The organism is Acinetobacter sp. GN11, assembly GCF_054823985.1.
In genome coordinates this window covers 1-16,795 of record NZ_JRVL01000180.1, presented here as the reverse complement: position 1 = coordinate 16,795, position 16,795 = coordinate 1, and the positions used below count along the sequence as shown (strand labels likewise).

General features: G+C 38.8%; 13 protein-coding genes and 1 pseudogene. 12 read left to right on the top strand and 2 right to left on the bottom strand.

All coding sequences use genetic code 11. The features are described from left to right. Positions 1–4 precede the first annotated feature (4 nt). The 4 genes and pseudogenes from NL42_RS15030 to NL42_RS15015 all read left to right on the top strand — a co-directional run bounded on the left by NL42_RS15030 (position 5) and on the right by NL42_RS15015 (position 3,795). On the top strand, positions 5–1,243 hold the full coding sequence (locus tag NL42_RS15030) for an isochorismate synthase (protein WP_461313350.1): 1,239 nt from the start codon (positions 5–7) through the stop codon (positions 1,241–1,243). Beyond that, a complete protein-coding gene (locus NL42_RS15025; RefSeq protein ID WP_461313349.1) occupies positions 1,240–2,904 on the top strand; it encodes a (2,3-dihydroxybenzoyl)adenylate synthase in 1,665 nt (554 codons plus the stop codon). The genes NL42_RS15030 and NL42_RS15025 overlap by 4 nt, the downstream gene beginning before the upstream one ends. Positions 2,905–2,925: 21 nt before the next feature. Next, positions 2,926–3,576, top strand: a pseudogene (locus tag NL42_RS15020) (isochorismatase family protein); the annotation flags it as partial. A gap of 30 nt (positions 3,577–3,606) precedes the next feature. Next, positions 3,607–3,795, top strand: coding sequence for a phosphopantetheine-binding protein (locus NL42_RS15015; protein ID WP_371864194.1), 189 nt, complete (start codon positions 3,607–3,609; stop codon positions 3,793–3,795). Positions 3,796–3,850: 55 nt separating this feature from the next. On the opposite strand, the gene NL42_RS15010 is transcribed toward NL42_RS15015, so the two are convergent. After that, positions 3,851–7,012 (bottom strand): multidrug efflux RND transporter permease subunit, encoded by a 3,162-nt coding sequence (locus NL42_RS15010; RefSeq protein WP_461313348.1) that lies wholly within the window; start codon positions 7,010–7,012, stop codon positions 3,851–3,853. A gap of 217 nt (positions 7,013–7,229) precedes the next feature. Here NL42_RS15010 and NL42_RS15005 point away from each other — a divergent pair, with 217 nt between their 5' ends. Together NL42_RS15005 and NL42_RS15000 are read left to right on the top strand one after the other, a co-directional pair. Next, complete coding sequence (locus tag NL42_RS15005; RefSeq protein ID WP_461313347.1) at positions 7,230–9,182, top strand: TonB-dependent receptor plug domain-containing protein; 1,953 nt, start codon at positions 7,230–7,232, stop codon at positions 9,180–9,182. Positions 9,183–9,320: 138 nt separating this feature from the next. Next, positions 9,321–9,722 (top strand): transcriptional repressor, encoded by a 402-nt coding sequence (locus NL42_RS15000; RefSeq protein ID WP_461313346.1) that lies wholly within the window; start codon positions 9,321–9,323, stop codon positions 9,720–9,722. Between the two features lie 58 nt (positions 9,723–9,780). On the opposite strand, the gene NL42_RS14995 is transcribed toward NL42_RS15000, so the two are convergent. Further along, positions 9,781–11,559 (bottom strand): bifunctional metallophosphatase/5'-nucleotidase, encoded by a 1,779-nt coding sequence (locus NL42_RS14995; RefSeq protein WP_461313345.1) that lies wholly within the window; start codon positions 11,557–11,559, stop codon positions 9,781–9,783. A gap of 248 nt (positions 11,560–11,807) precedes the next feature. On the opposite strand from NL42_RS14995, the gene pqqA reads away from it, so the two are divergent. From pqqA to NL42_RS14965, 6 genes are all read left to right on the top strand, one after another. Beyond that, a complete protein-coding gene (pqqA, locus tag NL42_RS14990; protein WP_001982218.1) occupies positions 11,808–11,882 on the top strand; it encodes a pyrroloquinoline quinone precursor peptide PqqA in 75 nt (24 codons plus the stop codon). Between the two features lie 76 nt (positions 11,883–11,958). Beyond that, entirely contained in the window at positions 11,959–12,870 is a 912-nt protein-coding gene (gene pqqB / locus NL42_RS14985; RefSeq protein ID WP_461313344.1) for a pyrroloquinoline quinone biosynthesis protein PqqB, read from the top strand. Positions 12,871–12,878: 8 nt separating this feature from the next. Further along, positions 12,879–13,637 carry a pyrroloquinoline-quinone synthase PqqC gene (gene pqqC, locus NL42_RS14980; RefSeq protein ID WP_461313343.1) on the top strand — a complete coding sequence of 253 codons (759 nt, stop codon included), beginning with the start codon at positions 12,879–12,881 and terminating at the stop codon, positions 13,635–13,637. Beyond that, the gene (gene pqqD / locus NL42_RS14975; protein ID WP_461313342.1) at positions 13,634–13,918 is read left to right on the top strand and encodes a pyrroloquinoline quinone biosynthesis peptide chaperone PqqD; all 285 of its coding nucleotides are present in this window, start codon (positions 13,634–13,636) and stop codon (positions 13,916–13,918) included. Before pqqC ends, pqqD begins: the two co-directional genes overlap by 4 nt. Then, positions 13,915–15,069: a pyrroloquinoline quinone biosynthesis protein PqqE gene (pqqE, locus tag NL42_RS14970; RefSeq protein ID WP_461313341.1), complete on the top strand. Its 1,155-nt coding sequence runs from the start codon at positions 13,915–13,917 to the stop codon at positions 15,067–15,069. Before pqqD ends, pqqE begins: the two co-directional genes overlap by 4 nt. 18 nt (positions 15,070–15,087) lie before the next feature. Then, positions 15,088–16,137 carry a dipeptidase gene (locus tag NL42_RS14965; protein WP_461313340.1) on the top strand — a complete coding sequence of 350 codons (1,050 nt, stop codon included), beginning with the start codon at positions 15,088–15,090 and terminating at the stop codon, positions 16,135–16,137. Positions 16,138–16,795: the final 658 nt, after the last annotated feature.

Here is a 16,795-nt window from a genome sequence, read left to right as displayed (position 1 = left end):
CGAGATGTCGGCACAGCATCCGTATTTTATCCAACGAGAAAATTTTACTGAAAGTCGCGTTGCACTAGCTCAAGAGATTTTAAATTGTGGAAATGACGCTGGTTTTATTTTTACCACGCCAGAATACACCATCAATAGTCATCAAAAATTAAGAGATATTCAGGTTACTAAAAATAGCCTTTTAAAAGATTGGTTAGATGAAGCGCGAGCTCAATTACAACTCGCACTTAATGACGGTTATAAAGACGTCAAAATTATGGGTGGTTTACCATTTTGCTCGGCAGCCGATGTCAATTTAATGCTGATGCAAAATGCAAAAATCTATCAGAAAGTACTCTATGCACAATCTGATATTGATTTTGGTTCTTTATCTTTAAAAAAGGCTGATTATTTCCCTTTAGGTGAACATTACCAACAGCAAGTCGAATATTTAGTTCAGCAAATGCAAGCAAAAAAACTCGATAAAGCCGTACTTGCTCGTATTTTACAACTTGAATTTGAACAAAATATTTCCGTCTCGGACCTATTTTATAACTTAGCTAAGCATAATCCCGAAGGCTATAACTATGCAGTCGCAAGGCATCCTCAAAGTGAAGGATGGTTTGTCGGTGCAAGCCCCGAACTTTTAATTGCAAAGCAAAATACAAAAATCTGGAGTAAACCCGTTGCTGGCACATTGGCTCGTGATGACGATCCAACCCTAGACCAAAATAACGCTAGAGCATTACTTGCTTCACAAAAAGATCAACATGAGCATGCACTTGTGATCGAAATGATTGCAGATGAACTCACACCTTTTTGTAAGCAATTACATGTACCGAAGCAACCTTCTCTGATCCGCACTAAACGTCTTTGGCATTTAGCATCACACATTACTGGTGAGTTAAAACAAGCCGATACTCATGTTTTCGACTTAATTGAACGCTTACATCCAACACCTGCAATTTGTGGAGAACCTAGTCCAATTGCTAAAGAATTAATCCAGCAACTTGAACCATTTAACCGTGAATTATTTGCAGGAACGATGGGCTGGGCAGATGAACAAGGTAATGGTGAATGGTCGGTGACGGTCCGTTGTGCCCGAATTTATCAAAATATTGCCCGTTTATTTGCTGGTGCAGGCATTGTGGAAGCTTCTCGTCCACAAGCTGAACATGCTGAAACTGCCGCTAAATTTCGCACTGTGCTGGACGGATTCCAGATTTCACCAAACCAATTGCCAATTCAGGGATCAAACACATGACAACACAAGTTTATCTAGACGGTGCTGTACCATATCCAGCAGAATTTGCTGAGATTTATCGTAAAAAAGGCTATTGGATTGGGCAAAATCTGAGTGATTTCTTGCGTGAAAGTGCTCAAAAATACCCGCAAAATATTGCGGTATATGATGGTGACAAAGCCCTTAGCTATACCGAGTTTGATTATTTAGTCGACTGCTGTGCGAGCCACTTATATCAACATGGACTAAGAGCAGGTGACAAGGCAGTTGTACAGATGCCAAATCACTATCAGTTCTATGTTCTATTCTTTGCACTGATTCGACTTGGTGCACTACCTGTGATGTCTTTACCTGCACATCGCTACGCTGAATTGAGTAGCTTTTTCAAACAAACTCAAGCAAAAGCTTATTTCTGTGCTGATTTTGGTGCACAAAAATTTGACTACAGAGAACTCGCCGAAAAGCTTCAGCAAACCGCTCCTTGCTTACAACATGTATTTGTACTTGGAAATGCTGATAAGTTTATAGCGATCCAAGATCTATTAAAAGAAACCAATATTTTAGATGAGGCGATTTCGTCAACTACAGCAGATCAAGTTGCTTTTTTACAACTTTCAGGTGGAAGTACCGGTGTTCCTAAACTAATTCCACGTACTCATGATGATTACCTATATAGCGTACGTGAGAGTGCGAAAATCTGTCAGTTAAACCAGTCATCACGCCTACTTATGGTTTTACCTGCCGCCCATAACTTTTCAATGAGCTCAGCAGGTTCTTTAGGTATTTTTTATGCGGGCGGTGCGGTTGTTTTAGGTACTGACCCAAGCCCTGACAATGCTTTTTCATTGATCAAAAAACATGGCGTAACTGATGCTTGCTTAGTTCCCGCATTAGTCCGACCTTGGATGGATAAAGCAGCAAAAGATCAAGATCCAATATTATCGACTTTACGTTGTCTGCAAATCGGTGGAGCACGTTTACCAGATGCGGTTGCCTTACGTCTGATTGATGAGTTTAAGGTCAATCTGCAACAAGTCTTTGGAATGGCTGAAGGGCTTGTGAACTACACCCGTTTTGATATGACGAAAGAGCAAATCATCCATACACAAGGCTTAAAAATTTCTGAAGATGATGAAATTTTAGTGCTAGATGATAACGATCAACCAGTACAAGCTGGGCAAGTGGGGCATTTGCTTACACGCGGCCCATATACCATTCGCGGTTATTACCAAGCGCCAGAGCACAATGAACGCTCTTTTACTCCTGATGGTTTTTATCGTACTGGCGATTTAGTTCGTATTCGTGAAGATGGCTGCATTGTTGTCGAAGGCCGTTCTAAAGAACAAATTAATCGTGCTGGGGAAAAGATTGCGACCGAAGAAGTTGAACAAGCGCTACTAACCCATCCGCAAATTCGTTTAGCGGCATTAGTTGCCATGCCAGATGAGGTCATGGGTGAAAAAAGCTGTGCCTTTGTTGCATGGCAATCTCAAAGCGATGATCCAAGTCCAATTCGTCTTGCGATGTCAGTACGCCAACACCTTAAAGACTATGGACTTGCGACCTACAAAATTCCAGATCGCGTGGAATTTATCGAGCAATTTCCATATACAGCCTTTGGAAAAATCGACAAAAAACGATTGCGTCAACAACTTGAAACTAAAACCAATGTTCTTGCTTAAAGATAAAAAAGGAAAAATTTGATGAGTATTCCAAAGATTGCCAGTTACAGCATGCCCCAAGCACACGAATTTACAGCGAATAAAACACATTGGCAGTTACATACCAATCGTGCTGTTTTATTAGTACATGATATGCAGCAATATTTTTTAGACTTTTATGATCAGACCCAAGAACCAATTCCAGAGTTAATTAAAAATACCAAAGAACTGATTGAAACTGCACGCAAGTTTAATATCCCTGTGGTCTATACCGCACAGCCCGGTAACCAGACATCTGAACACCGCCAGTTATTAACCGACTTTTGGGGGAATGGCCTAAAAGATGATCCAGAAATCACTCAAATTTTGCCAGAAATTACGCCTCAGAAAAATGATACTGTTTTAACAAAATGGAGATATAGCGCATTTAAGTTTTCTCCACTCGAGCAACTCATGAGTGAGTCAAACCGCGATCAGCTCATTATTTGTGGTGTTTATGCACATATTGGTTGTCTCATGAGTGCTGCTGAAGCCTTTATGCTAAACATTCAACCGTTTTTATGTGGAGATGCACTCGCTGACTTTAGCCGTGAAGAACACGATATGGCTTTGAAATATGCAAGTACACGATGCGCACAAGTCATGACAACTCAACAAGTCACTCGTGCGTGGGAACTTGAACAAGCCGCATCGCCATTAACTCAAGAAGGTATTGTCTTAGCGGTGAGTGAACAGCTACAGATTCCTGTATCAGACATCCAGTTAAATGATGATTTACTCATGCTTGGGCTTGATTCAGTACGCCTCATGACACTGGTAGGTAAATGGCAAGCTTACGGTGCACAGGTGAGCTTTGAAGATTTAGCCGAACAACCAACACTAGAAGTTTGGATTGATAAGCTTGTAGCCTAAATCTAAACAATAAAAAATGGCAGATTTAATATCTGCCATTTTTTTATTTGAACAATTAGAACGAGGTATTATCTTTTTTAATACGGCGGTTAAATTTCAAAGTTCGAGTAAACTTGAGTTTACTCATTGACCACTGAAAACTTGGTACACTATGAATCATAACAAAGAAAAACACCGTAAATAGCGGTACAAGTAAAGTACCAAACACGACGCTACCAAATACGCTCATGCCAATTTCATAACGACTAGCAGCGCCTGCACCAGTGGCAAAGATTAAAGGAATAACACCCGCACCAAAAGCCAAGGACGTCATCAAAATCGGACGTAAACGCAGCTTTAAAGCCTCACTTGCTGCGCCTATTTTACTTTTTCCTTGTTTGAGTGCTTGGGTCGCAAACTCCACAATGAGAATTGCATTTTTACAAGACAGGCCAATACCCGTTAATAGAGCAATTTGAAAATAAACATCATTAGGTAAGTTAAAGATCTTGGCAAAAATAATAGTACCCGTAATTCCTAAAGGTAAACCTAATAAAATAATAAATGGGACTTTCCAACTTTCATATAAGGCTGCCAAACATAAGAAAATAAACAAAATAGAAATGACATATAAAAAGATAGCCTGCCGATTAGACTGCTGCTCTTGTAGTGAAAGTCCGCTCCATGCGACATCTACACCAGATTGTTTAGCAACCATATCAGTAAGTTCTTGCATGGCTTGTCCTGAACTAAAGCCCGGACTGATATTTGCTTCAAGTTGTATGGCAGCTAATCCCATAAAGCGAGTTAAAGCTTCCGGCCCACCAGTCCACTGACTTTGAGCAAAATGGGCGAGGGAAAGCATTCCTCCTGTATTGTTTCGCACATGCCAGTAAGCTAAATCTTCGGGTTTAGAGCGAAATTCAGAGTCACCTTGCATAATAATTCTTTTAATTCGGCCTCTTTCCACAAAATCACCAACATAGTTTCCACCCCAAGCAGTCGATAGTGTTGAACGAATTGCTTGTTGATCAATTCCCAGCATTTTGGCTTTATTTTGATCGAGCTGAATAAATATTTCGGCTTTATTTTCACTCACAAGGGGACTTAAATTTTCAAAGGCCGAATAATTCTGAGACTCTTTTTCTAGGGCTTTATATTGTTTGATTAATTCATCACGCCCTTGACCATTTACATCTCTAAGCCAAAGTTCTAATGCATCAGACTGCCCCAAACCAGATACACTTGGTGGCATTCCTACCATGACTTTAGCTGGCAAGTTTTTTTGCAAGTAAGTTTGGGCACGTTCACGAATAGCGCTTGCAGTATTGGCTTCCCCTTTACGTTCATTCCAATGTTTAAGCGAAACAAACGCCATACCTAAATTTGGACCGCTACCTGAAAAATTTTGTCCATTAACCACGAGTACCGTATTAATATTTTTGGCTTCATGCTCAAAGAAATAATTATTGACGAGCCTTCCAACTTCTTCGGTCTGGCTCATCGAAGCACTGTTATGCAAACTATATGGAACAGCGAGTAGTCCTTGATCTTCATTTGGAATAAAGCTTGTAGGCAAGCCACGGTAAATCATAAATAAAATAACCGCTATGCCCACAACCAACAGACTAGATAACACTTTAAATTGGATTAAACGAACGGATAGAAAGCTAAAAGCTGATCTGACTTTTTGAAGAGCAAGCTCAAGTGCTTGTCCCCATTTTGGCTTTTTATTGTGTTTTTTTAATAAAACTGCGCACATTGCTGGTGTAATGGTCATGGCTACAAATAGCGATAACAACATGGCTGCCGCTAAGGTAATAGAAAACTGACGGTAAATCATACCTGTCGAACCACTAAAAAAAGCCATTGGAATAAATACTGCGGTTAATACCAGCGTAATACCAACCAATGCACCACTAATTTCTTGCATGGACATTAAACAAGCTTCACGTACATCAAGCTGTTGTTCATGCATAAGCCGTTCAACATTTTCTACTACTACAATCGTGTCATCAACCAATAATCCAATCGCTAAAACCAGTGCAAATAGGGTAAGTGTGTTAATGCTCATTCCAAATAAATATAACACCACAAATGTGCCACTAATGACGATGGGAACCGTAATGGTTGGAATAAGAGTCGCGCGCCAATTTTGTAAAAAGAGGTACATAACGATCACTACCAATACAATCGCTTCAAGCAAAGTGATAATGACCTGCTTAATTGACTCTTCAATAAATGGTGTATTGTCTCGTGGATAAACGACTTTATATCCAGCTGGTAAATGCTGGCTAAGCTGAGTCATTTTTTCTTTAATAAGAGCAGAAGTCTCGATTGCATTGGCATCTGGGCTTAGAGAAATCCCTAAACCTGCCGATGGGTAGCCATTAAGCGTATTAATACTTTCGTAATTTTCTGCCCCTAATTCGACTCTCGCGACATCTTTTAAATAAACAAGGCTACCATCAACATTTGCTTTAACCACTACCGATTTAAAGTCATCTATTGTTTTTAAACGAGAACCTGCTTTTACTTTTGCATAAATATTTTGGTCAGAAGCAGAGGGCATTGCACCAATCGAACCCGCAGCAATCTGGGTGTTATAATCTTCTAGGGCTTTTTCGATATCACTCGGCACAAGTTGGTAATTTCTAAGCTGATTTGGATTTAACCAAATGCGCATTGCATAGCTTGAACCAAAAACATTCACCTCACCAATGCCTTGCAACTGACTTAAAGGTTGTTCAAAGTGATTCACCATATAATCAGATAAATCAATATTGCTGGTTTTACCAGTTTCATCATATAGCCCCACAATAAGTAGCATATCGCCCGTGGTTTTCCATATGTTTACGCCTTGTCTTTGAACTTCCTCAGGTAAACGGTTTAATGCACCATTAATTCGGTTTTGTACTTGGAGCTGTGCTTTATCAATATCTGTGCCAATTTTAAAATGAATATCAATGCTACTCGTTCCTGATGATTCACTATAGGACGTAAAGTAAAGCAAATTATCCAGACCTTTTATTTGTTGTTCTAAAATTTGGGTCACACTTTCTTCGACTGTGTCAGCAGCTGCACCACGATAGTTCGCAACAACCGTAACACCCGGTGGAGCAAGGTTGGGATAACGTTCGACAGGCATTGCTAAAGTGGCAAGAAAACCAAAAATAAGAATAGTGATTGCAACGACAGAAACAAAAATAGGGTGATAGATAAAAAATCGAGAGAGCATTGTTATGTCTACTTTAAGATTGTTTTAAATAGGTTTTTAGGCACACGAAAGTGTAATGGTAACGCTTTTTTACAGCACAAACAATAATGATTATCATTATATAACTAATAATTATTTTTATCTTGATCAGTAAAAGTCATGCGTATATGATGCTCGGCACATCATAAATGATAATAATTATCATGTGGTAATCATTATCCAGAATAAGGGCCGAGAAATGACGTTAACGAAAAAGGCGCTGGTGGTCGCCATCTCAACACTGCTTCCTTTCGCCGTTCAAGCAAATACAGGTAGTGAACAGCAGGGTAATAGTGAACCAGTTCAAAAACTTAAAACTATTGTGGTTTCTGCTGCATTAAAAGAACAAGACGTAGATAAAGCACCTGCATCCATTAGTGTGATCACAAGTGAAGAGATTGAACGCAGTGCCGCGCTGAGTCTTGCTGATGTTTTACAAAAACAAGCTGGGGTTTATAACTACAATAGTGGGCAGGACAAAATTATTATTCGAGGGATGCAAGATACCTCTGGTAGTTACACACTCATCCTACTTAATGGAAAACGAACATCTTCCTTAGGAGCAATGTGGCGGGGCAATGACTTCGACTGGAGTTCAATTCCATTAAATAGTATTGAACGAATTGAAGTGATCCGCGGACCAATGTCATCGCTTTATGGTTCTGATGCCATGGGTGGTGTAATTAATATTATTACCAAGAAAGCCGAAAATGGACAGCTTCATGGTTCGATCTTTGGGCAATATAACCGAGCTGACCGTGGGAATGGTAAAGATCAATTCCGTTACGGATTTAACCTATACGGTGGCTTAACCGATAATGTTAGTTTTTCTCTTTCTGGTGATTCTTATAACCGTGATGCGTGGTATCGAAATGGTAAACCGGACTCAAATGGCGCCTATTTTGTAGAAAAAGACACTAAGAATGTACATGGGACTGTAAGTTGGGATATCAATGATCAACAAACTTTAGACCTAGATTTAGGTTATACCAAAGATAAGAGACCACTTACCCAAGATGCGGCATCTTCGATTCAAGAAGGTGAAGATGAGCGAACCAATGTAGGTATTACTCATCGAGGGAAATGGAGCTGGGGGAAAACAGAAGCTTATATTGGAAAAGAAACCGCTAAAATTTATGACTATGACAGTGAATATAATGCTCCACAAAGTCGTAATTATAAGCAAGAAAACTTACTAGGTCGTGCATTTGCTAACTTTGACTGGATGATGAATAACACCACAGCTGGTGTTGATTATAAAGATCAGAAAATCACAGATCCTGTAGGATACATATCTGGTGGATCTGAACAGAAAAGTTATGGAGTATTTGTTCAGAACGATACCCATATTAACGATGCACTGACCTTAACTTTAGGTGGTCGTTACGACGACTTTGATAATTTTGATGGTAAAGCAACTGGTAAAGCATATTTAGCTTATCAACTCGCTGAAGGAGTTATTCTTAAAGGTGGTGTTGGTCAAGCTTATAAAGTTCCAGGACCATATCAGTTAGATGCAAATTATGAGCTAATTTCTTGTGGGGGGAGCTGTTTTATTACAGGAAATCCAAATCTAAAACCCGAAGAAAGTACTAACTATGAAGCATCTTTAATTGTTCGTAAACCAAACTGGAATGCTGGCGTTACAGTATTTGAAAATGATGTTGAGAACTTAATTGAACGTGTTTCTAATCCTAATTCTCCAAATCCAACCAAATATCCATATAAATGGGACAATGTTGCTAAAGCAAAACTGAAAGGTGTGGAACTCAACGGAGCATATGACTTTAGTGATGATTTAGGGATAACAGCTAATGCAACATATTTGGATGCTAAAAATGAAGTAACTGGTAAAGACCTTACGGAACGTCCCGAATGGTTAATTAATAGCTCACTTTCATGGTCTATTGTTGAAAACTATCGTATGAATCTTGGTGCAAGCTATGTAGGTCATCAAATGTTATCTAGTGGTAAAGAGTTACCAGCCTATACTACTTACGATGTGACATTTACCTCACCACTTTCGCCACGTTTAACATTGGACTATGGCGTAAAAAACCTGACCGATGTTGATCTGGAAAATGAAGATGCATCATTTAATACCAAACTTTATGGACGTAACTACTTTGTAAAAGCGACTTATAGTTTCTAAGTTAAAACTAAGTACAAAGCCTATTCGTAGGGGAATAGGCTTTATTTTTTATTAAACAAATATCCATAATTTTCAAACCAGTATAGACAAAATAACTTTAAAAATTTCTATACTTTTAACCATTAAGGCTAATTAATCATGACGGCAACTTCAAAATCATTATTAAATGGACTACCAATAAAAAAATCGAGAATACAGGTTTTTGAAATTTTAAATCAAAATCCACAAGGCTTAAGCGCAGACAATATTTATGCTCAAATTAAAAATGAATATAAAATAACGTTAGGAACGATCTATAGAATTTTATCTGAATTTGAAAATCGTAAACTCATCAAAAGAGTATTCTTAGGTAAAAGCAAAAGTATCTACAAAATTAGAAAAGATAAAATGAGCTGTAATCTGATTTGTCTTAAAACATCAGAAGCCTCTAACTTTGAGCATGAGAAAGTTAATGAATTACTTCATGAAGTTATGGAGATTATTTTTGCAAATACTGGAGCAGACATTAGCAGTATTGAACTTAATCTATATACGGAATAAAAAGCTTAGATAGAAAAATAAAGGACAGCTTTTGCTGTCCTTTATTCGATGAGCCTTATTATTTAATTACTTTAATTCGAGTTGTAGCTGGAACAATTAACGGCGAATTCTTAGAGACATAGCTTTCCAGAGCATCAATATCTTGACCACCACCTACACGGTTTTGGCCATCTTTTAATACTGTAAAGTTATCGCCGCCGTCTGCTAAGAAGCTATTTACCGTCACACGGTATACTTTACTGTCAACCAACGGTGAACCAGCAACCATGATGTTACTTGCTCGTGGCGAAACAGATACATTTGCCGCATATTGATAAGTTAATTCTTTAGATGGCTGTAAAATTCTAGGTGAGTTTGCATTTGCACCAGACCATTGCTGTTCAATTACATCTCTAATTTGTTTGCCAGTTAAGCTCAAAGTCACAATAGAGTTACCAAAAGGTTGAACTGCAAAAACATCGCCAAAGGTAATCTGGTTACTGCTATTAATCAGTAGGTCGGCACGTACACCACCTGGGTTCATTAAGGTAAAGTCAGAGCCTTGGTTACTTGCTTTTAAGGCAGACGCTTGCTGAGCATCGGCAATCATAATACCAAGCGGGCTTTCCCCACTTTCGACTTGAGTACGACTCACCACAGCAGTTGCAGTTCCAACCACACGACTTGAAATGGAGGTCACTGCTTGGCGGTATTTGTCTAAAATTGCTTCAATGCTTGGAGTCTTACTAAATTTTTGATAGAGATCTGTCAGGCTTACTGTGGTTGTACCAGACGTATAGGCCTCACTTTGTATAGGAACTTGTTTAGCATCTTTCTTAATCACATCACCAGTTTTACCATCTAGCTCAACCTTGATGTCGGTAATGAGCGTGCCATATTGTCCAGCTGAGGTAAGCAAGAACGGTTTTGCCGGATTTTTGGTTGCATAGTCACAAATATAAGATTGGTGTGTGTGGCCTGAAACAACAATATCAACTGCCGGATTAAGCTTATCCAAAATACCTAAAATCGGGCCGCTGAAGCCATCACATGTTTTTTCATTAAACTTCGTACTTGGGGCTGCACCTTCATGTACAACCACTACAATCGCTTCAATTCCTTGTTTTTGTAACTCAGGAATCAAAGCGTTTACCGTATCGGCTTCATCACGAAACTCAACGTCTTTAATACCAGCAGCAGAAACAATACTTGGCGTTGCTTTAAGAGTTAAACCAATAAATGCAACTGGAATTCCACCATAAGTTTTGACTTTATATGCAGGAAAGATCGTTTTACTGGCGTCATTTTTCATTGCTACGTTAGCAGCAAGGAAATCAAATTTTGCACCACTAAAGTTTTTATTAATTTGGCAAGGCGCCGTACTTGTATATTGCTGACATCCACCGTTCTTTAAACGGCGTAATTCATCTGTACCACGGTCAAATTCATGGTTACCCACAGCATTAAAGTCAATTTGAATATCATTCATGACTTCAATGGTCGGTTCATCTAAAAATAAAGAAGAGGTTAGAGGAGATGCACTAATTAAGTCGCCCGCCGAAACCACAGCGTTATTTGGATTTTCTGCTTTAAGTTTTTTAATCGCATCGGCAAAGTAACTCACACCACCCACAGGAATACGAACAGATTGAGCCGCATCATTTGGATTTGGTGCTTCAACATAACGCTTAGGTGGTTCAAGATTTCCGTGAAAGTCATTAAAAGCTAAAATATTTACAGTTTGATTGCTTCTTTGAGCAGGCGGTGCGGTGTCATCATCATCGTCATTACATCCAGCCAATAACGTTACTGCCAGAGAAAGTGTTGTTACTTTAAAAAGTGTTGTTAAATTTTTCATTTTTTTATCATTTGATCAATTAAGACGGATAAAAAATACGCTTTTAGTATGAATGTTTGATGAAACCTCCAATAAGCAAATATGTTCGAAATATTAAAATTTGGACAAAAAACACAATTATCGAACAATATCTTGGCTAGGGGTGGTCTACAAACCCAAATTTTTTATTTAGAATAAATTTTTAATGACCTTATAAGATTTAATCAAGTGATTCATTTCACGAGATTAATATGAACCGGAGATAATTTATGCAATGGACTAAACCAGCTTTTACTGATTTACGCATTGGTTTTGAAGTTACTATGTACTTCGAAGCACGTTAATTCAGTTTCATCCAAATATGTCATAAGCCCTAGTCTTGTTCTAGGGCTTATCTCTTTCTAATAAGATATTAATTTTATGTATATTTATGTTTTAGGTTCAGCTGCCGGAGGCGGGTTCCCGCAGTGGAATTGTAACTGCCCGAACTGTCATGGGGTGCGCACAGGTTCAATCCAAGCCAAAGCTCGCACTCAATCATCAATTGCTGTTTCTGAAAATGGAACAGACTGGGTTTTATTAAACGCATCACCTGATATCCGCCAGCAACTTTTCGAATTTAAAGCAGCTCAACCAGCACGTAAATTGCGTGATACCGGAATAACAAGCGTTATTTTAATGGACAGTCAGTTAGACCATACGACTGGGCTTTTAACCTTACGTGAAGGTTGTCCAATGAATGTATGGTGTACAGAAATGGTCCACCAAGATTTAACAAGCGGCTTTCCAGTATTTAATATGCTCAAACACTGGAATGGTGGTCTTCAATACAATGAAATTAATCCTAAACAAGCCTTTAAAATTGATGGTTTTGAAAATTTAGAATTTATTCCACTCATCATTAAAAGTGCTGCGCCGCCGTATTCACCACATCGACATGACCCACATGACGGCGACAACATTGCCTTAATTATCAAAGACCATAAAACACAAAAACAGTTGTTCTATGCGCCGGGTCTTGGAAAAATTGATGATCAAATCATGCAGATTATGCAGAGTTCAGACTGCGTCATGATTGATGGAACACTTTGGACAGATGATGAAATGCAACAAACAGGGGTTGGAACTAAAACTGGCCGTGAAATGGGGCATTTATACATTAGTGGTGAAGGCGGTTCGCTATCCTATTTAAATCAACTGAGTACGCCCAAAAAAGTGCTCATTCACATTAACAATACCAATCCAATTTTAAATGAAAACTCTAGCCAGTTTGCTGAGCTTAAAGCAAATGGTGTAGAAGTTGCCTATGACGGCATGCAGATTGAACTCTAAGGTGAAACATGACTCAAACACCTGAAGCTTTAACAACAGAGCAATTTAAACAAGCGATTATTGATAAAGGCCAGTATTACCATATCTATCATCCATTTCATGTGATGATGTATGAAGGTCGGGCAACTCAACAACAAATTCAGGCTTGGGTTGCAAACCGCTATTACTATCAAATTAATATTCCGCTCAAAGATGCGGCGATTATGGCAAATTGCCCCGACCAGCGAGTCCGTCAAGAATGGATTCAACGCATGATAGATCAAGATGGTGAATATCCAGATGGCGGTGGTCGAGAAGCATGGTTACGCTTGGCCGAAGCTGTGGGCTTGAGTCGTGAACAAGTTATTTCTGAAGAACTAGTATTACCAGGTGTTCGTTTTGCCGTAGATGCCTATGTGAACTTTGCACGCCGTGCTTCATGGCGTGAAGCAGCAAGCAGTTCTTTAACAGAACTTTTTGCTCCTCAAATTCATCAGTCACGACTTGATTCATGGCCGCAGCACTATCCATGGATTGATGATAAAGGCTATGAATATTTTCGTTCTCGTTTAAGTCAGGCACGCCGTGATGTTGAACATGGTTTAACGATTACGCTTGATTCATTTACGACTCATGAACAACAAGAACGAATGCTTGAAATATTGCAGTTTAAACTGGATATTTTATGGAGCATTTTAGATGCTTTAACACTTGCACATGTTCACAATGAAGCGCCGTATCACACTGTGACGAGCAAACGCGTTTGGCACAAAGGACTATTTAAATGAATAAAGAGCAGTTTGATTTGAACCTTGTGCCGACATGGCGACAAGGTTACCGTTTTCAGTTCGAGCCAGCTCAAAATGGTTTTGTGATTTTATATCCTGAAGGCATGATCAAGTTAAATGAAAGTGCAGGAGCAATCGGGCAATATATTGATGGGCAACAAAATGTTTCCGCAATTATTGCTCAGTTAAAGCAAAAATTTGGTGATATTGCTGAGATTGATCAAGATGTTGTGGATTACATGCTCGTCGCAAAACAGCAATACTGGATCGATTTAATATGACAGAAGGTGTTGGTCTGCCTTTATGGTTATTAGCGGAACTCACTTATCGTTGTCCGCTACAATGCCCATATTGCTCAAACCCATTGGACTACGCTCAGCATAAAAATGAGCTGACCACTCAAGAGTGGTTTGATGTTTTTGATCAAGCACGTCAGATGGGTGCTGTTCAACTCGGTTTCTCTGGTGGTGAACCACTGGTACGTCAAGATTTAGAACAACTCGTTGCACATGCTCATCAGCAAGGGTTTTATACCAACTTAATTACCTCGGGTATGGGCCTTACCGAACAACGTATTGCTGATCTAAAACAAGCGGGTTTAGACCACATTCAAGTCAGCTTTCAAGCGAGTGATCCTGTGGTAAATGATGCCTTGGCAGGTTCAAAGCATGCTTTTGAACAAAAGTATGAAATGTGCCGACTGGTTAAGAAATACGATTATCCAATGGTACTTAACTTTGTTATTCATCGACATAACATTGACCAGATTGAACAAATTATTGAACTTTGCCTTGAGCTGAATGCCGATACAGTCGAGCTAGCAATTTGTCAGTTTTATGGTTGGGCTTTTCTAAACCGCCAAGGTTTATTACCCACACAAGAGCAACTGATACGTGCAGAACGGATTACCAATGAATATCGAGAAAAATTAAAAGCGCAAAATCATCCTTGTAAACTCATTTTTGTAGTGCCTGATTATTATGAAGAACGGCCAAAAGCTTGTATGAATGGCTGGGGTAAAATCTTCTTTACAGTTGCTCCAGATGGTATGGCACTGCCTTGCCACGCAGCACGACAATTGCCAATTTCATTTCCAAACGTCCACGAACATAAATTGTCAGATATCTGGTACAAATCAACTGGATTTAATCATTTCCGTGGTGATGCATGGATGCCAGAAGGGTGCCGTAGTTGCCCAGAGAAAGATCGTGACTTTGGCGGATGTCGTTGTCAGGCCTATATGTTGACTGGAGATGCGGCTAATGCAGATCCTGTATGTGGGAAATCGCCGTATCATCAAATGATTGAACAAGCACGTACAGAAAGTCAGTTGGCTGCACCACTGCAAAATTTAGTATTCCGTAATAGTAGAAACTCTAAATCTTTAAGCGCCAAACAAAATATTCCAGTCCACACAATTACAGTCATATAGCAAGTAATAGGAATGCTCATGAAGCCTAGCCATATTCCAGTTTTTGATGGGCATAATGATGCTTTAACACGTTTATGGCTAAGTGATCACCCAGATCCTGTACATGCTTTTATTCATGAACGCTTAGCTGGTCATCTTGATCTAAAACGCTGTCAAGAAGCTGGTTTTAGGGGAGGAATGTTTGCGATTTTTTTACCCCCATATAGCTATGTTCAACAGCATCATCCTAATAAGCTATTTGATCAGAATGCTTCTGATTTTACCCAACAGCAAATTGAACAAATTTGCTTGGAACAACTCGATTTAGCTCATCAACTCGCTCAGCGCTCTAAAAATATTAAAATTTGTACATCGGTTCAGAATATTCAAGATTGCTTAGCAGAGCAAAAGCTAGCAATTGTGTTGCATATGGAAGGTGCAGAAGCTCTACAACAAAATCCTGATTTACTCGATGTGTTTTATGAAAGAGGCCTGCGTAGTATTGGCCCACTCTGGAATAGACCGAGCCGCTTTGGACATGGTTTAAATGCTAAGTTTCCTCATTCGCCCGACACTGGAGTAGGTCTTACCAGCGATGGCAAAGACTTTATAAAACGCTGTGCCGATAAAAAGATGGTGATTGATGTTTCACACATGAATGAACAAGCTTTTTGGAATACGGTAGATATATTGCAGCAGCCAATCGTAGCAACGCACTCTAATGCGCATGCTTTATGTGCTCAAGCACGTAACTTAACTGACTCGCAGCTTAAAGCAATCCGAGAAAGTAAAGGTATGGTAGGCGTAAATTTTGATGTCGCGTTTTTACGGTCAGATGGACAGCGCAATGCGGATACATCCATAAATGTAATTTTAGAACATTTAGAATATTTAATGGATCATTTAGGCGAAGAACATGTGGGCTTTGGCTCTGATTTTGACGGTGCACTTATTGGTACTGAACTTGAAGATGTGACAGGGCTACATCGCTTAATTGAGCGTATGCAACAGCGTGGTTATTCTAAAATACTGATTGAAAATATATGTCTTAATAATTGGGTGAGGGTACTTGATAGAATTTTGGGTTAATAATGAATGACTAAACAGAGTTAATCTACAGAATCATAACAGTTTTTTTATTGGCCGAAATGACTAAAAAAAACACAATTAGTTTAATTGTCAACCATTCGGTAAATTCACTACACTCAACCTTACTGAATGTAAGAACATTTGGTATTTCAGGTCTTTTGTGGTTTTCACATTACCCATTTCTTCATGAGAAGTAGAAATGGGTTTTTCTTATTTCAAATAAATAAACGTGATATCCATCACAAGAACCACTAATTATTGGTATAACCACTCAACTCTATCTTGACTAAAACTTCAGCATTAAATACATTTGTAGTGTATTCAAAGATAATAAGATTGCTTAAAGTAATTCATAATACTGCTTAATCCTGAAATACAGTAAAAAGCCTATTCAAAATATAGAATAGGCTTTTTGCTTTGTATCAAAATTTATTTTTTAACTATTCAATTAACATAAAAATTAAATACCTTACAAAAGCGGAGCAAATGAAAGCCGTTAAATAACAAATTATGTGCTATTAATTAAAGCTGATTTTTCAAAAGTTACTCCGTCAATCGAAGAGGTGCAAAATGTTAAAGTCAATTTTAGTGATAGGAACAGGTATTGCGATTGGGATGTGTGTCTACAAGAAGAAGCAAAAGAACAGTAAGAGTTTTA